Origin of the sequence: Mycobacterium sp. IEC1808 (assembly GCF_002101935.1) — a bacterium.
GTDB lineage: Bacteria > Actinomycetota > Actinomycetes > Mycobacteriales > Mycobacteriaceae > Mycobacterium.
The window spans coordinates 185,292-206,068 of sequence record NZ_LQPV01000019.1; the positions used below are offsets into that span (position 1 = coordinate 185,292).

The following is a 20,777-nucleotide window of genomic DNA, read 5'->3' on the forward strand; positions in this document are numbered from 1 at the left end:
CAACCCTTCGGCATAACTAACCGTACGAACGGTCTATCATAACGTTCGGCGCCGCGAATGCACGTAACGGTTTGGTCAGCGGGGCCCGCGGCGTGCCGCACCCGGCCCGTCCGGCGCCGTCACGACATACATGTTCTCGCCGGGCGCGGAGTTGATCTCGCCTGCGGCGTACACGGTCAGAAGTTCAGCGCCATCACGATCGGCGACGCACACGTAGGCGTCCGTCTCGGCGTCGTATTCGAAACTCTCCCAAGCCAATACGAATGCCAAGCAGTTGCCGTCGCGGTCCAGAAAGACGAGCTTGTGCACCCCGGATTCCTTCAATACTTCGGCATCCTGGGCGCGCCCTCGAGGGCCGTGGTTGTTGGTGACCGCTAGGCTGTCTAACATCTGCGTACTCCCTTGGCGAGGGCGTTGGGACCTGCCAGAGACGTTTCCCCCAGATAGGGCCTCCGACCAGGGCATTACGGCCCCTCTCAAGGGGCCGTAAGTCGCTTGCCAAACAGGCCGGGCCGTTATCCCCGGGGCGCCTGAGTCCGCCCTGGCGCCGGTGCCGGATCGACCGCGCCCCGGTCGGCCTTGGTCGGGCGAAGCGCCACTAGCAGCACGCCGCCGGCGAACAGCGCGGCGGTCACCCATGGTAGGCGGCCGTCCGGCGCGAACCCCGCGTAGGCGAAGAAATGCAGGCCAGCGGCGGCCAGCGCGGCACCGACCAGCATGGACACTTCCCCCCAGCGTTCGCTGACGGGCACACCCAGCATGGGCAGCGGGGCCGCGAAAAGACGCCGCAACGACCACAACAAGACGAGCTCGACCGCGGTCACGACGCCGAGGACGACCACCCACTCCAGCCGGGCCAGCCACCACAGCCCCGTTCCCTCCGGCGGTTGGGGCAGCAGACCCGCCGGATACGCGACGATTGCAACGATAACGACCGGGATCATGTGCCAGAGGTAAAGCGCCATCACGTTGTTGTTGCCGACGGCCAGCGCCCGCTTGACCCTGTCGGCGCGCAGCACGCGGTTCAGCGCGGGGGCGAGCGTTATCGCCAATCCACCCTGCGCGCATCCGAACGCCAGCAGCGCCGCGGTGGGTGGCGTCGTGTTGTCGATCGTCTGCCCAGGAACGCCGATCATGCTCACCGGATACATCCCCAGCCCGATCAGCAGCCCGAGCGCGATCGCCGAGCAGGCGGCCAGCACCACCGCTCTGCGGCCGCCCAGTAGCCCTCCGCGCCAAGCGATCCCGAGCTGGTAGAACGCCCCCCAGCACAGCAGGTAGTTAACCCAGCCAAGGTTGTGCACGTGGGCGCCGATCGAGAGCGCGTCGACCGCCACGACCGCAACCCCCAGCGCCGCCGGCGCCAGGAGCCCCCAACGCCGGTGTGCCGCAACCGCAATCGGGGTCAGCGATACGACGATCAGGTAGACGGCCAGGAACCACAGGTGCATGGCCACGGCCCAACCCGCGTACTCCATCGTCGTACGGGCCACGTGGCCGACGTCGAGAACCGCCACCACCACCAACACCAGCGCCACATAGACCGCGGTCGGGCCCAGCACGCGGGCCAGCCGGTGCCGAAGCCAGGTCTGGCGCGACACACCGCCGGTTTCGCGCCGATGCGTCCAGGACAACGCGCCGGCGTAGCCGGCGACCAGAAAGAACGTCGGGACGGCCTGGAAAGGCCAGGTCAGCCACTGGGTCCAAGGTATGTCGACGAGCGGGTTCTGCCGACCGAAAGATCCGTCGTGATAGGTCACCGAGCCGGCCAGCCAATGCCCCAGCACGATCAGGATCACACCCGACACGCGGTAGAAGTCGACCGCCAGATTGCGGGCCGGTCGCGCTGTGTCCTGCACGAGCGCAACGGTACCCGCCCGGTGGCCCGGAGGCGCCGGGCGCACAATGGGGGCCATGAAACGGGCTCATCTCGCGCAACTCGAAGTCGGACGGCTCGGCCTGGGCGCGATGGGCATGTCCGTGGCCTATGCCGGCGCCGGCACCGACGACGCCGAATCCATTCGCACCATTCATCGCGCCATCGACCTCGGCGTCACGTTGATCGACACCGCCGAGGTCTATGGGCCCTACGTGAACGAGGAACTCGTCGCCCGCGCCCTGCAGGGCCGCCGCGACCGGGTGGTGCTGGCGACAAAGTTCGGCCTGATCTCGCACACCGGCCGTAATGGCCTCGACAGCAGTCCAGCCAGCATCCGCACCGCGGTGGAGGGGTCCCTGAAGAGGCTCGCGACCGATCACATCGACCTCTACTACCAACACCGCCTCGATCGCGATACCCCGATCGAAGACACGGTCGGAGCCCTGGCCGAGCTGGTGGCAGCCGGAAAGATCCGGTACATCGGTCTTTCCGAAGTGGGCGTCAACACCATTCGCCGGGCCCAGGCCGTGCATCCCATCACCGCGGTGCAGTCGGAATACTCCGTGTGGACCCGCGACCCCGAGGACGGGGTGCTCGACGTGCTACGCGAACTCGGCATCGGGTTCGTCGCCTACTCGCCGCTGGGCCGCGGGTTCCTCACCGGCGCCATCCGCTCCAACGAGGAGCTTCCCGACAGCGACTACCGCAAGACCAACCCCCGCTTCTTCGACGAGAACTTTCAGCACAACCTGCGCAGCGCGGACGAGCTCCGCGACATCGCCGCCGATGTGGGGGCCACCCCGGCCCAGGTGGCGTTGGCCTGGCTGCTGGCGAAAGGTCCTGACATCGTGCCGATTCCGGGAACCAAGCGCGTCGCCCGCCTGGAAGAGAACGTCGCCGCCGACGCGGTCGAGCTCACCCCCGACCAGCTGGCGAGGATCGACCGACTCACCCCACCCGTCGGCGGTCACCACGCCGAGGCGCAAATGGGATGGATCGACCGCTAGTGGTCGCCAAGAAGAAGCTGGTGATCGGGGCCAGCGGTTTCCTCGGGTCCCATGTCACGCGGCAGCTCGTCGCCTCGGGCGCCGATGTGCGAGTCATGTTGCGCCGCACCAGTTCCATCCAGGGGATCGACGACCTCCCCGTCGAGCGCTGCTACGGCGACGTCTTCGACGACGACGCCCTGCGCGCCGCGATGGCCGGCTGTGACGTCGTGTACTACTGCGTGGTCGACGCCCGGATGTGGCTGCGCGATCCGGCGCCGTTATTTCGCACCAACGTCGAAGGGCTGCGGCACGTTCTGGACGCCGCCCTGGATGCCGACCTGCAGAAGTTCGTATACACCAGCACCGCGGGCTCTTTGGCGATCAGCGACAGCCGGCCGGTCACCGAAGACGACCCGCACAACTGGGACCAGGGCGGCCCCTACATCGAGGCCCGGGTGGCCGGCGAGAACCTGCTGCTGTCGTACGCCCGCGAGCGGGGGCTGCCCGCCGTGGTGCTGTGCATCTCCACCACCTACGGTCCCGGTGATTGGGCGCCGACGCCGCACGGCTCCCTGATCGCCCTCGTCGCCAGGGGCCGTTTCCCGTTCTATTTCGGCTACTCGTCGGAGGTCGTGGGCATCGAGGACGCCGCCAGGGCAATGCTTTTGGCGGCGGAACGCGGACGAAACGGCGAGCGCTACATCGTGTCCGACCGATACATGAGCGGCCGGGAGCTGCACCAGATCGCCGCCACCGCCATCGGCAGGCGCGCGCCGCGCATCGGCATCCCGATTTCGGTGCTGCGCGCCGGTGCGCGCGTCAACGATTTGGCGGCGCGGCTACTGCGCCGAGACCTTCCGTTCGCCTACGCGGGAATTCGCATGGCGGAGCTGATGTCGCCGCTCGACCACGGCAAGGCCGAACGCGAACTGGGGTGGAAACCGGAGCCCGTCGAAGACTCGATTCGCAAGGCCGCGGTCTTCTTCGCTTCCCGGCAGTAGCCCTTACTCGGCGGCGGCCAGCGCCGCCGGGCCGTACTTCTTCTCGATCAGCGCCCACGGGTCGGCGTACGGGCCCCGGCCCTCGGCGCGGCGCTGCAGCTTGAGCAGGGCGCGCAGCACCGGTCGCAGGATCGGGCCCAGCACGCGCAGGACGATGCGCATGCGGCCCTGGGATTCGGCGATCCAGGCGGTCGACTCGTGCCAATCGTGCTCCTGAAAGTCAAGCAGCGCTTGGGCTTCGGTGGTGTCGAACCATCCGGTGAAACTCCAGCCGCGGTCGTCGCCGGGGTCGCCGGGCAGGCTCGCCGAGGGGCCGAGCCGCCCGAGGCCCGCAGCGGTCATCAGGTCGTCCTCGAGGTCGCGCTGCAGCATCACGTACGATTCGTTGCCGCCAATCAGCAGCACCTTGCCGGCAATGCTGGCACCCCGATCAACGGCGTTGGCGAACGCCAGCGCCACGTCGCGCGCGTCCACCATGTGGATGCGGTTGTCGCTGGGTAGCGAACGCATCAGGGTCAGGTGGTCGCCGCTGATGCCCGCCTGGGTGTCCGGCGAGATCACCCCGCCCAGCCGGAACATCGCATACGGCAGGCCGCTGGCCCGGATCGCGGCCTCGGCCAGCACCTTGTCCTCGCCGTACTGGTCGATCGGCTGCACCGGCGTCTCCGGGGTGATGCGCTCGGGGTAGCGGTACGGATTGCGTGACCCGTAGACGGCGGCGCTGGAGGCCATCAGGAACAGCGGGGGCTCGGGCAGCTGGGCGGCCGCCGCCAGCAGGGTCTTAGTGCCCCCGACGTTGACTCGTCGGGCCAGCGCGGGATTGCGATACGACGGCGGCGAGATGACGGCGGCGAGGTGAATGATCGCTTCGGGCCGGTGGGTCGCGATGAGATCGCCGACCGCCTCGGCGTCCAGCAGGTCGATGTAGGCCGGGATCAGCTTGCCGGGCCCCTGGGACAACTCGGCCGCGGCGGCGGCGGTTTTGTCGGTCCGCAGGTCCGTGGCGACGACGGTGCGTCCCCGGTCGAGCAGGATTTGCGCGCATCGCCTGCCGACCTGGCCGAACGCGCCGGTGATCAAAATGGTGCCAGCACTCATCGGCGTATCACTGCTCCATCATTCGGCCGGCGAGCCTGGTCGCGACCCGCCGGATGCGGTCGGAGATATAGATCGAGAACAGCGGGGTGACGATGTCCTCCCGCAGCCGAGTCAGCTTGGAGCTCTTGATGAGCCAGCGCCCGTCGATGCTCTCGTAGGTCTCGTGGTAGTGGCCGTACCCGACCAGCGTCACCCCCGGCCCGAAGCGGACCACATCTTGCAGCGCCCACACCCCGTGCGCCGTCGTCGCCGACGTCAGCTCGATCTCGGGCGCGTGCACCTGGTGCGCCGTCGCCTGCGTGGGGCGTCCGATGCCTTTGCGGGTGAACGCCACGAACTCGTCGGCGCCGACGATCAGCTTGCCGCCGGCCTCGGACGTGTCGCTGACGAAGTCGTCGGCGAACAGCGCCCGCCACGCCGCCCAGTCCTTCGTGTCGAGGAACCGGCAGTAGCGGGCTTTGAGCTGTTTGATGGCCTCGATCGACAGGAGCGCGGTGGCGTGATCTTCTACGGCGCCCCCCGTCATCGCGGCCCAGCGTGACACTTCACCCCGAAACTGTAACCCTTCAGCCTTTGAAGTAGACGATCTGGTGGGTGGTGGCCAGCAGTACACCGTCCCGGCTCCATACCTGGGCGCTCTGGTCGAAGTAACCGCCGGAGAAGCGGTTGGCGTGGGCAGTGGCCAAGACGAAGTCACCCCTTACGGCATCAAGCTGGTCCTGAGCGGCAAGGAAATAGGTCGTCAACGAGATCGTCCCCGCCGGCGCGACGCCGCCGCGGCGCAGGAAGACCCGCGGGTAGAAGACGTCGCTGAGGGCGGCGAGTGCCGGATAGTCGACGGGGCGTTGCGCTCTGTCACGCACCCACAACGTGGTCGTCGACGACGGACTGGGTCGCTCGTCGGCGCCCGGGAGCGGGCCTTCGGCGAACCGCATGTCGTAGAGGTCCGCCCAACGGACGACGTGACCCATGCTCCTGGGTTCGATCTCTTCCGGCGGCGGCGCGCTCGGCGGGCGGGCTTCGGTGTCCGCCCAGCTCTCGCGGATCGTCGCGAACACCGCCGTCGCCGTGGCCTTGGCCTCGCCGTCCTGGCCGAGTTCGACGTTCCAGTGCTGATTGGTGCGGTTTGTGCGAACGACCTGAAGTGACAGGTCAAAGCTGCCGTCGGCGACCGGCGCGGCGAAGTTGACGGTCAACGCCAACGGCTCACCGATCCGGTCGGGGTGCGTGTCGATGGCCCGCACCATGGCGGCCGCGGTGATTCCGCCGAACGGGCCCACCATGTTGGCCCACTCCGGATGGGTCGCGCCCCGCCTGACGTCGGCATCGATCACGCTGAGGTCGAGCGCGGTGTCAAAAGGGTGTCTACCCGTCACGCGGATTCCTTGATCGCCATAGCATCAGGCGGTGGTCGCACGCCGATGCGAGTCGTCGGCAGACTACTTCCCGTCGGGCTTGGCCGCCGGGTTGGGGTCACGGCTGGTGCCACGCCGAACATAAGGAGCCGAATCGCATGAGCATCCTCGATCGTCAGCGTGCGGTGGTGATGCCGGGGCCCGGTGCGCCCCTCGAGACCGTGGACAGGCCGGTCGATGAACCGGGCCCGGGCCAGGCGCTGGTCAGGGTGAGGGCGTCGAGCCTGAACTTTCACGACAACATCAACCTCATGGGGCTGCTCCCGGGCCCGTGGCCGCGCGTGCCGATGAGCGACGGCGCGGGAGAGGTCGTCGCGGTCGGGCCCGAGGTGGACGGGCTGCAAGTGGGCCACCGCGTCATGGGGGCTTTCCACCCCGGTTGGCTCGATGGGCCCCCCACGCCGGAATCGAAACGGGAGCTGCCCGGCGACACCGAAGACGGGTGGTTGCAGCAGTACCGCGTCGCCGCCGTGTCGGGTCTGGTCCGCACGCCCGCGCACCTCAGCGACGTCGAAGCCGCCACCGTGCCGTGTGCGGGCGTGACGGCCTTCAGTGCGCTGACGGAGGCCAACATCGGTGCCGGCGACGTCGTCGTCACCCAGGGAACCGGCGGCGTCTCGCTGTTCACGGTGCAGCTCGCCCGGGCGCTCGGCGCCACGGTGATTTTGACGTCGTCGTCCGACGAGAAGCTGAAAATTGGATCCGATTTGGGCGCAACGCATCTCATCAACTACCGCGCGACCCCGGACTGGGAGACCGAGGTGAAGCGACTGACCGCCGGAAGGGGCGCCGACCTGATCGTCGACCTCGGCGGTCCCGCCACTCTGGCGAAGTCGGTGCACTCGGCGCGGGTCGGAGGCACCGTCGCGGTGATCGGCGTCCTCAGCGGATTCGACACGGCGCCCATCTCGGTCGCGGAAGTGATGCTCAACAACCTGCGGATCGTCGGAATCACGGTGGGCAGCGTGCAGTCGCAACGGTCCCTCTGCGATTTGATATCGGCCACCGGCATCAAACCCCACATCAGCCACGTTTTCGACTGGCAGCAGCTGGACGAGGCGCTGGCGGTGATGCGTGCCGGCGAACACCTCGGCAAGATCGCGATCACCATTCCCGACTAAGCCACCGGAAAGGCAACATGACGGACTCTCCCTCGAAGCTCATCGACGCCAGGATCAAAGAGCTGGGCGATTGGCGCGGCGAAATGCTCGCTCGGATACGGGAATTGATCAAGCAGGCCGAGCCCGACGTGGTCGAGGAGTGGAAGTGGCGAGGTGTCCCGGTGTGGTACCACGACGGGATGATCTGCACCGGCGAGACCTACACGAGCGTGGTCAAGGTGACGTTCGCCAAGGGCGCCTCGCTGGCGGACCCGTCGGGTCTCTTCAATTCCAGCCTCGACGGCAACACCCGGCGCGCCATCGATTTCCACGAGGGCGACGAGGTCGACGAGAAGGCGTTCAAGGCGCTCGTTCGCGCCGCGGTGGAGCTGAACGCGTCCTAGGCGACCTGTACAGTCGTCAAGCGGTGCTGTACAGTCGCCCAGCACAAGCCCGAGGAGGCCATCGGCGATGACGCACAGGCGAATTCGGTGACCGCCGAGGCGGTCGAAGAATTCCGCGGCCGCGCCAAAGCGTGGCTGGCCGCGAACCTGCCAAGGCTCGACTCCGAAGACGCGGTGGTCCTCCAGCGCGACGAACTGGCGTCCTGGCGGCGCGCCCGCGAATTGCAAAGGAAGTTGTACGAGGGCGGATTTGCCGGCATCTGCTTTCCCCGCGAGTACGGCGGCCTCGGGCTGAGCTACCAGTACAAGAAGGCGTTCGACGCCGAGGCGGCCGCCTACGAAACGCCCTTGCTGCTCAACGTCCCGTCGTTCGCCATTTGTTGCGCGACGATCCTGGACATGGGCACCGAGGAGCAGAAACGCACGCACATCGGCGCGGCGCTGCGCGGCGACGAAGTGCTCGTCCAGCTGCTCTCCGAACCCAGCGGCGGTTCGGACCTCGCCGGGGTGATCACCCGCGCCGACCGCCGAGACGGGCGATGGGTCATCAACGGCGCCAAGACGTGGAGCACCTGGGCGTTCGCCGCCGACTACGGGCTATGCCTGGCCCGAACCGACTGGGACGCACCCAAGCACAACGGCCTGACGATGTTTTTGCTGCCGCTTCGACACCCCGGCGTGACGATCAACCGCATCCGTCAGGTCAACGGCTCGGTCGAGTTCTGCGAGGAGTTTTTCGACGACGTCGACGTGGGCGACGACGCCGTCGTCGGGGAACCGGGCAAGGGGTGGGACGTCGCGTCACGGCAGCTTTACCACGAGCGCCGCACCATGGGCGACGGCTCGGAGTACACCAGCGGACCCGGAATCGCTGAGGCCGAGGACATTTCGATCGACCTGATGTCGTTGGTCGACAGCACCGGGCAGGGGGACAGCGAACGCGTTCGCGAGATGGTGGGCCGCGTCCTGGTCCACCGGGCCGTGCACGGGCAACTGAGCGAGCACGTCTACCACGCCGTCGTCGACGGATCGCTGCCTCCCGCCGGGGGATCGATCATCAGGCTCGACATGGCCGAGGTGCACGACGTCGAGAACGACACCGCCCTCGCCATTGCCGGTTCGGCCGGCGTGGTCGACGATGACGCGGGACTGCTCGGCATCGGCACGCGATATCTGGGCCGTCAGATCGCCAGCATCGGGGGCGGCACGACGGAGATGGCGCGCAACGTCATTGGCGAACGGGTCCTGAACTTTCCGCGCGAGTACGCCGCCGACCGCAGTGTGCCGTTCAACCAGGTGCGCCGGGGCAAAGCGGCGAAAGGGAACCAACAATGAGCGACCAACTTCGCGACATCCGAGAGCTGGCCAACGACGCCGGCGCCTACCGCGACGAGTTGTACCGACGCTGGACCGGGCTGCTCAGCTATCGCTACATCGGCCGCAACCACTCGGCGATGAACATCGGCGAGACCGACGACACCGTCACCATTCGCCGCGACATGCGCAACGAGGCCGGCGGACTCATGGTGGCGCCGTTGGCGATCTCGTCGCCGGAGGGATGCCAGACCGACATGGTCGCGGTGCCGAACCCGGTCATCGCGTCGGTACAGATCATCGACCCCGGCTTCGACGTCACGCGGATCGAGATCGTCGGATCCGGCGTCGTGCACCAGGGCCGGGCCATGGGCTACGGACGGTGCAAGATCGTCGACGCCGACAACCCCGACCGGGTAATCGCGTTCAACGAGGGCCAGGGAGCCGTCATCGGTGTCCCGCCGGAAGGCCTTGGCAAGATGGACGTTTCGGGCACTGAGCTGGTGATCGAGGATTCGCCCGACCTGCCCCCGCTATGGCAGGCCTTCGGGGCCGCCAAGCGCGACGACGGCCATTGGGTGCTGCCCGCGCTGAGCGCTGAGCTCGCCTCACCGGACGCCGCGCTGCACATCGGGCCTCAGCACGTGGTCCTCGAGACCGCCGCGATCGACCTGGCCGCTGAGGTCGCCGGCACCCGGAAGCTTCAGGTCATCAGCTGGCACGTCATGTTCATGTCCCGCGGCAAGGTGGGCCCCTTCCGTGTCGAGGGCACGGCGCATGCCGGCGGGCCCGGACGCATCGGCGTGCGCATGCTCCTGCACGACGAAGGAAACGCGGACAAGGCCGTCACTTCCGCCGCGGCGATCTTCGAAACGGTGACCCGCGGCATTTAATTCAGCCGGAATTAACGGCCAACGGCCGGTAAAGCTTTCGCCGGCCTCGGCCTTTGCGTCCATGGGCGCTTGACGTGTGCGACCTGGCCAGCAACGATCATTGCTATAGACAATGATCGACATTAGACACGGTAGATGCTAGAAACAGTCCGATGTGTAATTTCGGCGGTTCGGGTCAATCCGAACTACGTGTCGAACCTTGAAAGTGATGGGGGAACGATGATGCAGCACAGAATGGCAAGGAAGGTTTCTGCCTGCGCGCTCGGCGCGCTGGCGACTCTGATGCTGGCGCCGTCGACCGTCGCGCGCGCCGACCAGACGGACCAGGACTTCACCAGCTACCTGCAGGCGCATGGCGTCGACCTCGGTAGCCCGGCGCTGGACGTGAAGGCCGCGCAGATGATGTGCAAAGACCTCAACGCCGGCTACAGCCAGAAGGACGAGATAGACCAACTGACGGGCTCGCATCGGTTGAACGAGGCCCAAGCCCAAATGTTCGTCGCCGCGGCTACCGCGGATTACTGCCCCGCAAAGCACCCGCCGAGCAAGCCGAGCAGCAGCTAACGGCGGACGTCGGGTCGCGACTGCGGGGATCGCGACGCGTCGAAGCCCTGGTCATACATCTGTGTGCGTCTGTATGGTGCAAAAAACGCACCGGCACGACGGGAGACGCACAGTGGCAGAACGGTTGGCGGGGAAGGTCGCGCTCGTCAGTGGCGGGGCTCGGGGGATGGGCGCTTCGCATGTGCGGACCCTGGTCGCTGAGTCGGCCAAGGTGGTGTTCGGCGACATCCTCGACGACGAGGGCAAGGCCGTCGCGGCCGAGCTCGGCGACACCGTGCGCTACGTGCATCTGGACGTCACCAAACCCGAACAGTGGGAAGCCGCGGCGGCCACCGCCATGACCGAGTTCGGCGGCGTCGACGTCCTGGTGAACAACGCCGGCATCATCAACATCGGCACGTTTGAGGACTACGAGCTCTCGGAGTGGCAGCGCATCCTCGACATCAACCTGACGGGAGTGTTCCTCGGCATCCGCGCCGTGGTGAAACCCATGAAGGAAGCGGGACGGGGATCGATCATCAACATCTCCTCGATCGAAGGCATGGCCGGCACCATCGGTTGCCACGGGTACACCGCAACCAAATTCGCGGTCCGCGGGTTGACGAAGTCGGCCGCGCTGGAACTGGGTCCCAGCGGAATCCGGGTCAACTCGATTCATCCCGGGCTCATCAAGACGCCGATGACCGAATGGGTTCCCGAAGACATCTTCAATACCGCGGTGGGCCGGATCGGCGAGCCGAAGGAGGTCTCCAGCCTCGTGGTGTATCTGGCCAGCGACGAGTCCAGCTACTCGACCGGCTCGGAGTTCGTGGTCGACGGCGGCACCACCGCGGGCCTGGCGCACAAGGACTTCTCCGTGGTCGACGCCAGCCAGCAGCCCGAGTGGGTGACGTAGCCTCAAACCCACATCGAAACTGCGTCCAGCGCTACAAAAGTGGGGTCCGGCACGCGCTGTGCGCAGGCTCGGCGACTCGCTCCCTAGTTCAGGGCGCCACCGCGAACGATTCGCGCTCCTTCGCCGGCGTGGGCCACGGCGAAGGCAGCGGCCGCTGCCGCACCCGTTGCGGCCACCAGAACCACTTGCCCAGCAGCGCCGCGATCGATGGCATCATCAGCGACCGCACGATCAGCGTGTCGAAGAGCAGGCCGAGGCCGATCGTGGTGCCGACCTGGCCGATGACCGTGAGTTCACTGACCGCCATCGTCATCATCGTGAAGGCGAACACCAGGCCCGCCGAGGTGACCACCGATCCCGTTCCCCCCATCGCGCGGATGATGCCGGTGTTCAGACCCGCGTGGATCTCTTCCTTGAACCGGGCCACCAGCAGCAGGTTGTAGTCGGCGCCGACGGCCAGCAGGATGATGACCGACATCGCCAGCACCATCCAGTGCAGCTCGATGCCGATCAGGTGTTGCCAGATGAGCACCGAGAGTCCGAAGGACGCCCCCAGGGAGATCAACACGGTGCCCACGATCACCGCCGAGCCGACGACGCTGCGCGTGATGATCAGCATGATGATGAAAATCAGGCACAGCGAGGCGATTCCGGCGATCAGCAGGTCATAGTTGCTGCCGTCCTGCATGTCCTTGAAGGTCGCCGCGGTGCCGCCGAGGTAGATCTTGGAGCCCTCCAGGGGCGTGCCCTTGAGCGATTCGTAGGCGGCCTTCTTGATCGCGTCGATGTGCGAAATGCCCTCTGGCGTCATGGGATCGCCGTCGTGGCTGATGATGAACCGCACGGCGTGGCCGTCCGGCGAGAGGAAGTTCTTCATGCCCTTCTTGAACTCGGCGTTGTTGAACGTCTCCGGGGGCAGGTAGAACGAGTCGTCGTTTTTGGACGCGTCGAACGCCTTGCCCATGGCGTTCGAGTTCTTCTGCGCCTCGTTCTGCTGATCCTGCAGGCCCTTCTGGGTCGAATACATCGTCAGCATGGTCGTTTTCATGGCCCGCATGTTCTCGATCATTGAGGGCATCAGCGCCACCATCTGCGGCATCAGGGTGTCGAGATGATCCATGATGGGCAGCAAGCTCTGGATGTCGTCGGTCATCGTGTCGATGCCGTCGAGGGCGTCGAACACGGACCGTAGCGACCAGCACACCGGGATGTCGTAGCAGTGCTTTTCCCAGTAGAAGTAGCTGCGGATCGGCCGGAAGAAGTCCTCGAAATCGGCCATGTGCTGGCGCAATTCGTCGATGTCGATGGTCATCTCGTGCATCTTCTTGACCATCAGATGCATGTCGTTGGCCATCTGCGCGGTGATGCTCTGCATCTTTTCCATGCTGTCGATGGTGGTCTGCATCATGTCGGCCTGGTGCAACATGTCGGCCATCTGATCCGCTTGGTACTTCTGGTTCATCTGCTGGGTGACGCCCTGCATGCTGATCTGGAACGGGATCGAGGTGTGCTCGATCGGCGTGCCCTGCGGACGCGTAATCGCCTGCACGCGCGAAATTCCGGGCACCCGGAAGATCGACTTGGCGATCTTGTCGATAACCAGGAAGTCGGCGGAATTGCGTAGATCGTGGTCACTTTCGATCATCAGCAGCTCGGGGTTCATCCGGGCGTTCGAGAAGTGCCGGTCTGCCGCCGCGTAACCGGCGTTCGCCGGCAGATCGGCAGGCAGGTATTTGCGGTCGTTGTAGTTGGTCCGGTAGCCGGGCAGGGTCAGCAGGCCGACGAGCGCGATCGCGATCGTCACGATCAGAACGGGCCCGGGCCACCGGACGACGAGGGCGCCGACCTTGCGCCAGCCGCGGGTCCGCTGCGCCCGCCTGGGCTCGAGTGTCTGGCGGAACCGCGACGCCACCGAGATGACCGCCGGGCCAAGCGTCAGGGCCGCCGCGACGACGACCACCATACCGATGGCCAATGGGATGCCCAGCGTCTGGAAGTACGGCAGGTTGGTGAAGTGCAGGCAGAACGTCGCGCCGGCGATGGTCAGGCCGGAGCCGGCCACCACGTGCGCGGTGCCGCCAAACATGGTGTAGTAGGCGTCTTCTCGCGATTCGCCGACCGACCGGGCCTCCTGATATCGGCCGATCAGGAAGATCGCATAGTCGGTCGCGGCCGCGATCGCCAGCGTCACCAACAGGTTCGTCGCGAACGTGGACAGGCCGATGATGTTGTAGTAGCCCAGGAACGCCACCATGCCGCGCGCCGCGGAGAGTTCAAGCACCACCATCACCAACGTGAGCAGCACCGTGATGATGGAGCGGTAGACCAAGAGCAGCATCGCGATGATGACGACGAACGTGACGGTCGTGATCACCTGCAGGCTGCGGTCGCCGGCGATGTGCTGATCCGCTTGCACGGCGGCGGGCCCGGTGACGTAGGCCTTGACCCCGTTGGGCGCCGGCAGGCTCTTGACGATGTTCTGCACGGCCTCGACCGACTCGTTGGCCAGGGACTCGCCCTGGTTGCCCGCGAGGTAGACCTGGACATAGGCGGCCTTGCCGTCGTTGCTCTGGACGCCGGCCCCACTCAGGGGATCGCTCCACATGTCCTGGACGTGTTCGACGTGTTTGGTGTCGGCGTCCAGCTTTTTGACCATCTGGTCGTAGTAGGCGTGCGCGTCGTTGCCCAACGGGTTTTGGCCCTCGAGGACGATCATCACCGAGCTGTTGGACTTGTACTCGCGGAACACGTCACCCATGTGTTTGGTCGCGATGACCGACTGCGCGTCGTCCGGGCTCATCGAGACCGAGCGCATCTTCCCGACCTCGTCCAGCTGCGGGACGATCGTGTTGAGCACCGCGATGATCGCGATCCAGCCGAGGACGATGGGTAGGGCGAACTTTCGGATGATTCGCGGGATCGCCGGGCGCTCGGCGTGTTTGGCGACGGGCAGGGTATCGGTCGGGTGTTCGGTGCTTGCGCTCATGCGGATTTCACCAAGCAAAAGGTCAGGGCGTGCACGCCGTTGGTTATGTTCTCGTCCTTGACTTCGTCGTCGATCGTGATGCGACAACCGAGGCGGTCACCGTCGCTTTGGGCGGAGAGGTTCGGAAACACCGACGGGGCCGTCGTGCTCAGGACCAGCGTCCAGGGCAGCGGCGCATCGTCGACGCGTTTCGGGTCGGCGGACAGATCGAGGTAGTTGACGTTGGCGTGGCTGGCCGAGCCGAAGATCTCGTATTTGACGACCTTGGGCTTGAACGGCTTGGAATCGTCCTGCCGAGGGCTGGTCATGACGCCGGTGTCGTTGGCCGTGAAGAACGTCTTGACCCGGGCCACGGTGAACCCGCCGATCACCACCACCGCGACGATCAACAGCGGCAACCACGCATTGCGCACGATCCTGGATAGCTGCACCTACGTGGATTCCTCTCCTGGTCAATCAACGGTGCTGCGTCGCCGCTAGGTGATCACCGCATTACGTTGCGCCACAACGAAGTTCATGATCCGCCGCGATCTGTACGGTCTGAGCCGTCGGGCCCTTAGAAATCTGCCCCGCATCGTCGAACCCCCGCCTGATGCCACCAAAGCATAGTACATCGCCTGCAGAGTTTGCAGACAGTGCAAAAAAGTGATCTAGCTAACTATCCGGCGTTCACTTCGCGAAGATGCTGTTGACCAGAGCGGCCGCGCGCTCGACGTAAGGCATCGGGGTGTCGTCGGAATCTTTCGGCACGCCACTGGCCCAGCGTTCGATGCCCGAACGCACGGCGGTCAACGCCAGCGCGGCGATCAAGGCGGGTATCTCGTCGTCCGGCCGCATCGCCTGGCGGCGCGCGACGATGTCGGTCAGCTGGTTCTGGAACCGCTCCAGCTCGGCGAGAAATGCGGCCATCACGGCGGGGCTGGTCTTGGCGAGCTCGAGCATGCCGACGGCCTGTTCGCGTCGTGGGGGCACGTCGCGGAGATGATGCGCCGCCAGCGTGATCAGCTCCGCCAGGATCACCCGATACGGGGCCGGACCGGCCGCGACGAAATCTTCGGCCAGCTCCGGGGGCAGGTCGGAGGGGCCGTAGGCGATTGCCGATTCCTTGGTGGGGAAGTAGTTGAAGAATGTCCTCGTCGAGATTCCCGCCTCGATGCAGATCTCCTCGATGGTCACCTTGTCGAAACCACGGCTGGTCGTCAGGCGCACCGCGGCGTCGCGGATGTCCGCGCTCGTCTGGCGACGACGTCGCTCGCGAAGACCCATAGGGTGGCACTGGTTGCGCATGACACTCATCGTTGCACGATACGCAAACTTTGCAGTCAACTAGCCGTGCGGAGCGAGGGCCGCGCGCAGGTGAGCGCACTGACTGGTGAAGAACTTCACCGAAATCGGCGCCTTGTCCGCGATCTGATCGAACGCGTGAAACGCGCCCGGGACGACCTCTTCATGAACGGGCACCCCGGCCTCCCGCAGCCGCCGCCCATAGTCCAAGCACTCCTCGTAGAACAGGTCCAGCGTCCCGACGCCGATCCAGGCCGGCGGCAGGCCCGACAGGTCTTCCCGGCGGGCCGGCGCCGCCTCCCGGGGATCCGCGCCGTTGAGGTACCACCGCCACGCCAGCTGATTGTCGGTTTCGGTCCACATGAGCCTCCTGTGGCCGTCGCGATTGGCGCCGGTGCGGTCGTCGAGCATCGGGTAGACCAGCATCTGGAACGCGACGTTGACGTCGTCGCGATCGTGGGCCCGTTGTGCCACCGCTGCCGCGAAATGTCCACCGGCACTGGCCCCGCCGACCGCGACGCGATCCGGGTCGACCCACGGCTGGCGCGCCAGCCACCGCAGCGCCGCGTAGCAATCCTCGACCGGGATCGGATAGGGGTGCTCCGGCGCCAGCCGGTGTTCGACAGCGGCCACCGCGACACCGGTGCGGTGTGACAGCTTGCGCAGAAACTTGTCGTCGTGGGCGGCGTGTCCCATGATCGTGCCGCCACCGTGGATCCAGAGCATCGCCGGCGCCGGATGGGGAAGGCCGACGGGACGGTGCAGGCGAACCGTGACGTGCTCGTTGACGGTGGCCACCGGGACATTTCGCAGCCGGCCCGCGTTGCCCATCAGGTTCATCAGCGCGCGCTGCATCCGGTAGCCGCGCTGCAGGGCGTATCCGCGGGGCAAGAAGCGGGCCGCCTTGCGCAGGCCGGGGTCCAACAAATGCCGCGACGTGAAGGCGTTGCCGGCGTGGGTTTTTGCCATCGCGTGCCTTCCGCTCCAGTGCGCCGACCATACACGACGTGGTAATGAGCTGATTGGCCCGCGCACCGAGAGGGTAAACGGGGTCGTGGCTTCGACCATGACCAAGGTCATCAACGTCCTGGATCCCCGCACCGGCGACCAAGTGACGCAGGTGCCCGTCACCGAGCCGTCGGACTGTGACGATGCGGTCCGGCGCGCCGCGGACGCCGCCGCCGGCTGGGCGCGCACGGCGCCCGCCGAACGGGCCGAGGCGATCGCGGCGGCCGCGGCCGACGTCCGCGCCGCCGCCGACGAACTCGCCGAACTGAACGAGCGGGAAACCGGGAAACTGCGCGACGACGCTCGCGGCGGCGTGGAGGCCGGGGTCGGCACCCTGTTGCAGTACGCCCAACTTGGCCCGTTGCATCGCGGGCGCAGCCTGCAGGGCGATTGGTCGGCAACCGATCTGATGGTTCCGCAGCCGCGCGGTGTCGTCGCGGTGCTCACGCCCTGGAACGACCCCGTCGCGGTGGCCGCCGGACTGCTCGGCGCGGCGCTCGTCGCCGGAAACACCGTGGTCCACAAGCCCAGTGAGCGCTGCCCGGGGACCGGTCGGCGGTTCGCCGAGCTGCTGGCCGCGCGTCTGCCCGTGGGCGTGCTCGAAATCGTTGACGGCGACGGCACGGTCGGTGCTCGGTTGGCCGAGTCGGAGCGTGTCGACGTGGTCGCGCACGTCGGCAGCAGCGCGACCGGCCGGGAGATCGCCCGGGCTTGCGTGGAACGCGGCGCCAAGGCGCTGCTGGAGAACGGCGGAAACGACGCCCTGATCGTCGACGCGGACGTCGATCCCCGCTGGGCGGCCGGCCAGGCGGCACTTGGCGCCTTCGCCAATGCGGGTCAGATCTGTGTGTCGGTCGAGCGCGTGTACGTGGTCCAGCCGATCGCCGAGGCGTTCGTCGATGCGTTGGTCGACGAGGCCTTGGCGTTGGCCGAAAGGATCGGGCCGTTGGTGGACCAGGCCCACCGCGAGCACGTGCACGCCCACGTCGAGGACGCGGTGCGGCGCGGCGCTCACCTTCTAGCCGGGGGCGAGCCCCAGCCGGGACCGGGTTCGTTCTATCCGCCGACCGTGCTGACGGATTGCGCGCCGGACATGCTGGTGCTGCGCGAGGAGACGTTCGGTCCTATCGCGCCGGTGCGCATGGTGCCGGATTTCGCCGCGGCCCTGGCCGAGGCCGCCGACGACCGCTTCGGCCTCGCCGCCACGGTACTGACCGGCGACATGGCGCACGCGCAGGAGGCGTGGCGCAGCCTCCCGGTCGGGACCGTAAAGATCAACAACGTGTTCGGGGGAGCCCCCGGGGGAGCGTCAGAGCCGCGCCGGGCCAGCGGCACCGGCTTCGGCTTCGGTCCCGAGCTCCTCGACGAGATGACCACCATGAAGGTGGTGCACTGGTCGCCGCTTTGATTCGCCGCGAGAGTGCAACTACCGGCGCTCCACTCGAGAAACGTGTCACCAGTTGCACTTTCGCGACTAGGCTTGGTTCCGCTCGAGGTTGAGCAGGACGCGCTTGGCGGCCGGGCCGCCGCGGTAGGCGCCCACCGTTCCGTCGGAACGGATCACCCGATGACACGGCACGAAGATCGGGATCGGGTTGGTCGCGCATGCGGTGCCGACGGCGCGAACGGCCTTGGGGGAACCGGACAGTCGGGCCAAAGTGGCGTAGCTCGCGGTGTTGCCGTAACTGATGTCGGCGTTGAGGTGTTCCAGTACGGTGCGCCGGAAGCCCTGCGACAGCGACCAGTCCAGCGCCACGTCAAAGCTGTGACGGCGGCCGGTGAAGTATTCGTCGAGTTGTCGCGCAAAAGGGTCCAGCCGTGTGCGCGATTCGAGCACGCGCGGGCTGATGCGCTCCGAGAGGTACTGCAGCACGCTGTCACGGTCTTCGTTGGCGAACGCCACCCGTAGCAGCCCCAGTGGGGTGGCCGCCAACAGCAGCGGTCCGACGGCGGAGTCAATTGTGCGATAGGCGATGTCGAGGAGATCGCCGGCCTCGGCATCCCGTTCCAGGCGAGCGTGCAGGCGCTGCAGCCGATCGCGGTCGACCGGATAGTGCTGGGTGAGATCCGTTGCGGTCATTGGTGATTCCTTGTCGTATCGATGCGGGGATAGGTGCGGCGGAGAGTGGCGATGCCGTCGGCGGCGGCCCGGCGGGCGGCGTCGACGCTGCTGTCGAGGATTACCGCGATCTCGGCGTAGGGCAGGCCGGCCAGGTAGTGGTAGGCAACGGCCTGGCGCTGTTTGGGTGGCAGCGCGCCCACCGCGGCGTCTAGGTCCAGATCGTGCGCGTCGGCCCGCTCGCAAGCGGGGGAGTCGGGGGGATCAGCGACGGGGACGGCCCGCCGCGCAGCCCCGCGCGCGACGTCGATTGCCTTACGGTGGGCGATGGTCACCAGCCACGCTTCGACGTTGGCGTCGGCCGGCAGCTGCGGGTAGGCCTTCAACGCGGCCAGGAACGTGTCCGACCAGGCGTCGTCGGCGTCGACGTGGCCGATCACCGCGCGAACGACCCGCCACACCGTGGCGCCGTGTCGAGCCACGACCGCCTCGAAAGGCGGCTTGACGTGCCGATCGACATTCATCCTGGCTCAATTTCCTCCGTGGCAATCCGCACTCTCATTGTGAAGACGTCGGCGCGGCCCCAAATGTGAGACACCGAGATGCGGTCTCACGTTTTCCAACCGCCCGTCGTCTACCAGGAAAGGAGGTTGAACGATGCAGACACGACACACGGTGATCGATAGCCCACTCGGGGAGCTGACACTGGTCGCCGACGGCGACGCCCTCACCGGCGTGTACTTCCGCCATCATTGGCACCCACCCGCTGCCGACGCTCTCGGCCGGTCCGTGCAGCCCGTCGTCGACGAACTCTTCCGGTGCGCGGCAGATCAGCTGCACGAATACTTCTCCGGAAAGCGAACCCAGTTCGATGTCCCCATCGCCCTGCATGGCGATCCGCGTCAGAGAAGAGTCTGGGATCTCCTACCCGGCATCGGCTACGGCGAGACCACTACCTACGGCGAGCTGGCCGCGACGCTGGGGGACGGCTACACGGCCTACGAAGTCGGTCAGGCGGTGGGCCGCAACCCGCTGAGCATCATCGTTCCGTGCCATCGCGTCCTCGGGAAGGATGGCGCGCTCACGGGTTACGCTGGCGGCCTGAATCGAAAACGATTCCTGCTAGACCTGGAGGCGCCGGTGCCCGCGGCGGCCGGCAGATTGTTCTGATGCCGTCGAAATGGGATCGGAGGGTGAACGCCGCGGACTGGGACGCGGTGACCGCCGACATGAACGATGTTGGCGGCGCACTGCTTCCGCGGCTGCTCACGCCAACGGAGTGTGCAGCCCTGCTGGATCACTACCCCGACGACAGCCTGTTCCGCGCCACCGTCGACATGGCTCGCCATCGTTACGGGCAAGGCGAGTACCGCTATTTCAAGCGGCCCTACCCCCACCCCATCGACGAGCTGAAGCAGGCGCTCTATCCCCGGTTGTTGCCGATCGCCCGGGACTGGTGGACGAAGCTGCGACGCGACCCGCCCTGGCCCGACGCACTCGACGAATGGCTCGACATGTGCCATCGCGCCGGCCAAACCAAACCCACCGCGTTGTTGCTCAAATACGGGCCCGGCGATTGGAACGCGCTGCACCGAGACCTGTACGGGGACCTCGTCTTTCCGCTTCAGGTCGTCATCAACCTAACGGAGCCGGGCGTGACGCACAGCGGCGGCGAGTTCCTACTCGTCGAGCAGCGGCCCCGCGCGCAGTCGCGCGGAACCGCCACCACGCTGCCGCACGGGCACGGCTACATCTTCACCACCAGGGAACGGCCGGTCCGCTCGACGCGGGGATGGTCGGCTGCGCCCGTGCGACACGGCGTGTCGGTGGTCCGCACCGGTCACCGTTGCACGCTCGGGTTGATCTTTCACGACGCCGCCTGACCGCA

At 66.8% G+C, this 20,777-nt stretch carries 22 protein-coding genes; 11 read left to right on the plus strand and 11 right to left on the minus strand.

Annotated elements, in window-relative coordinates:
- Positions 1-75: 75 nt before the first annotated feature.
- Positions 76-390: a hypothetical protein gene (locus tag AWB92_RS12925; protein ID WP_085186048.1), complete on the minus strand. Its 315-nt coding sequence runs from the start codon at positions 388-390 to the stop codon at positions 76-78.
- Between the two features lie 125 nt (positions 391-515).
- Positions 516-1,859 carry an acyltransferase gene (locus AWB92_RS12930; protein WP_241523439.1) on the minus strand — a complete coding sequence of 448 codons (1,344 nt, stop codon included), beginning with the start codon at positions 1,857-1,859 and terminating at the stop codon, positions 516-518.
- Positions 1,860-1,914: 55 nt separating this feature from the next.
- Between AWB92_RS12930 and AWB92_RS12935 the strand changes: the two genes are divergently transcribed.
- The gene (locus AWB92_RS12935) at positions 1,915-2,886 is read left to right on the plus strand and encodes an aldo/keto reductase (RefSeq protein WP_085186052.1); all 972 of its coding nucleotides are present in this window, start codon (positions 1,915-1,917) and stop codon (positions 2,884-2,886) included.
- Positions 2,871-3,869: an NAD-dependent epimerase/dehydratase family protein gene (locus AWB92_RS12940; protein WP_085186054.1), complete on the plus strand. Its 999-nt coding sequence runs from the start codon at positions 2,871-2,873 to the stop codon at positions 3,867-3,869. The genes AWB92_RS12935 and AWB92_RS12940 overlap by 16 nt, the downstream gene beginning before the upstream one ends.
- A 3-nt stretch (positions 3,870-3,872) precedes the next feature.
- Here AWB92_RS12940 and AWB92_RS12945 read toward each other — a convergent pair whose 3' ends face one another.
- From AWB92_RS12945 to AWB92_RS12955, 3 genes are read right to left on the minus strand one after another with little or no spacing between them, the layout of a single operon-like run.
- A complete protein-coding gene (locus tag AWB92_RS12945; protein WP_085186056.1) occupies positions 3,873-4,967 on the minus strand; it encodes an NAD(P)-dependent oxidoreductase in 1,095 nt (364 codons plus the stop codon).
- A 7-nt stretch (positions 4,968-4,974) separates the two neighbouring features.
- Positions 4,975-5,493 carry a nuclear transport factor 2 family protein gene (locus tag AWB92_RS12950; protein WP_085186058.1) on the minus strand — a complete coding sequence of 173 codons (519 nt, stop codon included), beginning with the start codon at positions 5,491-5,493 and terminating at the stop codon, positions 4,975-4,977.
- A gap of 40 nt (positions 5,494-5,533) precedes the next feature.
- Complete coding sequence (locus AWB92_RS12955; protein WP_085186060.1) at positions 5,534-6,343, minus strand: thioesterase family protein; 810 nt, start codon at positions 6,341-6,343, stop codon at positions 5,534-5,536.
- 137 nt (positions 6,344-6,480) lie between these two features.
- Here AWB92_RS12955 and AWB92_RS12960 point away from each other — a divergent pair, with 137 nt between their 5' ends.
- The 6 genes from AWB92_RS12960 to AWB92_RS12985 all read left to right on the plus strand — a co-directional run bounded on the left by AWB92_RS12960 (position 6,481) and on the right by AWB92_RS12985 (position 11,552).
- Complete coding sequence (locus tag AWB92_RS12960; protein ID WP_085186062.1) at positions 6,481-7,503, plus strand: NAD(P)-dependent alcohol dehydrogenase; 1,023 nt, start codon at positions 6,481-6,483, stop codon at positions 7,501-7,503.
- A 17-nt stretch (positions 7,504-7,520) separates the two neighbouring features.
- Positions 7,521-7,886, plus strand: a complete 366-nt coding sequence (locus AWB92_RS12965) for a DUF1801 domain-containing protein (protein WP_085186064.1) — start codon at positions 7,521-7,523, stop codon at positions 7,884-7,886.
- Positions 7,887-7,973: 87 nt separating this feature from the next.
- Positions 7,974-9,221, plus strand: a complete 1,248-nt coding sequence (locus tag AWB92_RS12970; protein ID WP_085186066.1) for an acyl-CoA dehydrogenase family protein — start codon at positions 7,974-7,976, stop codon at positions 9,219-9,221.
- Positions 9,218-10,093: a hypothetical protein gene (locus AWB92_RS12975; protein WP_085186068.1), complete on the plus strand. Its 876-nt coding sequence runs from the start codon at positions 9,218-9,220 to the stop codon at positions 10,091-10,093. Before AWB92_RS12970 ends, AWB92_RS12975 begins: the two co-directional genes overlap by 4 nt.
- A 234-nt stretch (positions 10,094-10,327) precedes the next feature.
- On the plus strand, positions 10,328-10,657 hold the full coding sequence (locus AWB92_RS12980) for a DUF732 domain-containing protein (protein ID WP_158090376.1): 330 nt from the start codon (positions 10,328-10,330) through the stop codon (positions 10,655-10,657).
- Positions 10,658-10,769: 112 nt separating this feature from the next.
- Positions 10,770-11,552, plus strand: a complete 783-nt coding sequence (locus AWB92_RS12985; RefSeq protein ID WP_085186070.1) for an SDR family oxidoreductase — start codon at positions 10,770-10,772, stop codon at positions 11,550-11,552.
- An 88-nt stretch (positions 11,553-11,640) separates the two neighbouring features.
- On the opposite strand, the gene AWB92_RS12990 is transcribed toward AWB92_RS12985, so the two are convergent.
- From AWB92_RS12990 to AWB92_RS13005, 4 genes are all read right to left on the minus strand, one after another.
- Positions 11,641-14,538, minus strand: a complete 2,898-nt coding sequence (locus AWB92_RS12990) for an MMPL family transporter (RefSeq protein ID WP_085186072.1) — start codon at positions 14,536-14,538, stop codon at positions 11,641-11,643.
- Positions 14,535-14,969, minus strand: a complete 435-nt coding sequence (locus AWB92_RS12995) for an MmpS family transport accessory protein (protein ID WP_173817408.1) — start codon at positions 14,967-14,969, stop codon at positions 14,535-14,537. Before AWB92_RS12995 ends, AWB92_RS12990 begins: the two co-directional genes overlap by 4 nt.
- 238 nt (positions 14,970-15,207) lie before the next feature.
- Complete coding sequence (locus AWB92_RS13000) at positions 15,208-15,825, minus strand: TetR family transcriptional regulator (RefSeq protein ID WP_085186074.1); 618 nt, start codon at positions 15,823-15,825, stop codon at positions 15,208-15,210.
- A 39-nt stretch (positions 15,826-15,864) separates the two neighbouring features.
- The gene (locus AWB92_RS13005; RefSeq protein WP_085186076.1) at positions 15,865-16,791 is read right to left on the minus strand and encodes an alpha/beta hydrolase; all 927 of its coding nucleotides are present in this window, start codon (positions 16,789-16,791) and stop codon (positions 15,865-15,867) included.
- A gap of 97 nt (positions 16,792-16,888) precedes the next feature.
- Here AWB92_RS13005 and AWB92_RS13010 point away from each other — a divergent pair, with 97 nt between their 5' ends.
- Entirely contained in the window at positions 16,889-18,238 is a 1,350-nt protein-coding gene (locus tag AWB92_RS13010; protein WP_173817412.1) for an aldehyde dehydrogenase family protein, read from the plus strand.
- 66 nt (positions 18,239-18,304) lie between these two features.
- Here the strand turns inward: AWB92_RS13010 and AWB92_RS13015 are convergent, their stop codons facing one another.
- Both AWB92_RS13015 and AWB92_RS13020 read right to left on the minus strand, forming a co-directional pair.
- Positions 18,305-18,910, minus strand: coding sequence for a methylated-DNA--[protein]-cysteine S-methyltransferase (locus AWB92_RS13015; RefSeq protein ID WP_085186078.1), 606 nt, complete (start codon positions 18,908-18,910; stop codon positions 18,305-18,307).
- On the minus strand, positions 18,907-19,413 hold the full coding sequence (locus AWB92_RS13020) for an RNA polymerase sigma factor (protein ID WP_085186080.1): 507 nt from the start codon (positions 19,411-19,413) through the stop codon (positions 18,907-18,909). Before AWB92_RS13020 ends, AWB92_RS13015 begins: the two co-directional genes overlap by 4 nt.
- A gap of 133 nt (positions 19,414-19,546) precedes the next feature.
- Between AWB92_RS13020 and AWB92_RS13025 the strand changes: the two genes are divergently transcribed.
- Both AWB92_RS13025 and AWB92_RS13030 read left to right on the plus strand, forming a co-directional pair.
- Positions 19,547-20,059: a methylated-DNA--[protein]-cysteine S-methyltransferase gene (locus AWB92_RS13025; protein ID WP_085186082.1), complete on the plus strand. Its 513-nt coding sequence runs from the start codon at positions 19,547-19,549 to the stop codon at positions 20,057-20,059.
- Positions 20,059-20,772, plus strand: coding sequence for a 2OG-Fe(II) oxygenase (locus tag AWB92_RS13030; RefSeq protein WP_085186084.1), 714 nt, complete (start codon positions 20,059-20,061; stop codon positions 20,770-20,772). The genes AWB92_RS13025 and AWB92_RS13030 overlap by 1 nt, the downstream gene beginning before the upstream one ends.
- The last annotated feature ends 5 nt before the right edge of the window (positions 20,773-20,777 follow it).

Excerpts from the sequence above, each read along its gene's own strand:
- AWB92_RS12925 (WP_085186048.1), bottom strand. The coding sequence starts at position 390 with ATGTTAGACAGCCTAGCGGTCACCAACAACCACGGCCCTCGAGGGCGC.
- AWB92_RS12935 (WP_085186052.1), top strand. The coding sequence starts at position 1,915 with ATGAAACGGGCTCATCTCGCGCAACTCGAAGTCGGACGGCTCGGCCTG.
- AWB92_RS12940 (WP_085186054.1), top strand. The coding sequence starts at position 2,871 with ATGGATCGACCGCTAGTGGTCGCCAAGAAGAAGCTGGTGATCGGGGCC.
- AWB92_RS12945 (WP_085186056.1), bottom strand. The coding sequence starts at position 4,967 with ATGAGTGCTGGCACCATTTTGATCACCGGCGCGTTCGGCCAGGTCGGC.
- AWB92_RS12950 (WP_085186058.1), bottom strand. The coding sequence starts at position 5,493 with ATGACGGGGGGCGCCGTAGAAGATCACGCCACCGCGCTCCTGTCGATC.
- AWB92_RS12960 (WP_085186062.1), top strand. The coding sequence starts at position 6,481 with ATGAGCATCCTCGATCGTCAGCGTGCGGTGGTGATGCCGGGGCCCGGT.
- AWB92_RS12965 (WP_085186064.1), top strand. The coding sequence starts at position 7,521 with ATGACGGACTCTCCCTCGAAGCTCATCGACGCCAGGATCAAAGAGCTG.
- AWB92_RS12975 (WP_085186068.1), top strand. The coding sequence starts at position 9,218 with ATGAGCGACCAACTTCGCGACATCCGAGAGCTGGCCAACGACGCCGGC.
- AWB92_RS12980 (WP_158090376.1), top strand. The coding sequence starts at position 10,328 with ATGGCAAGGAAGGTTTCTGCCTGCGCGCTCGGCGCGCTGGCGACTCTG.
- AWB92_RS12990 (WP_085186072.1), bottom strand. The coding sequence starts at position 14,538 with ATGAGCGCAAGCACCGAACACCCGACCGATACCCTGCCCGTCGCCAAA.
- AWB92_RS13000 (WP_085186074.1), bottom strand. The coding sequence starts at position 15,825 with ATGCGCAACCAGTGCCACCCTATGGGTCTTCGCGAGCGACGTCGTCGC.
- AWB92_RS13005 (WP_085186076.1), bottom strand. The coding sequence starts at position 16,791 with ATGGCAAAAACCCACGCCGGCAACGCCTTCACGTCGCGGCATTTGTTG.
- AWB92_RS13010 (WP_173817412.1), top strand. The coding sequence starts at position 16,889 with ATGACCAAGGTCATCAACGTCCTGGATCCCCGCACCGGCGACCAAGTG.
- AWB92_RS13015 (WP_085186078.1), bottom strand. The coding sequence starts at position 18,910 with ATGACCGCAACGGATCTCACCCAGCACTATCCGGTCGACCGCGATCGG.
- AWB92_RS13020 (WP_085186080.1), bottom strand. The coding sequence starts at position 19,413 with ATGAATGTCGATCGGCACGTCAAGCCGCCTTTCGAGGCGGTCGTGGCT.
- AWB92_RS13025 (WP_085186082.1), top strand. The coding sequence starts at position 19,547 with ATGCAGACACGACACACGGTGATCGATAGCCCACTCGGGGAGCTGACA.
- AWB92_RS13030 (WP_085186084.1), top strand. The coding sequence starts at position 20,059 with ATGCCGTCGAAATGGGATCGGAGGGTGAACGCCGCGGACTGGGACGCG.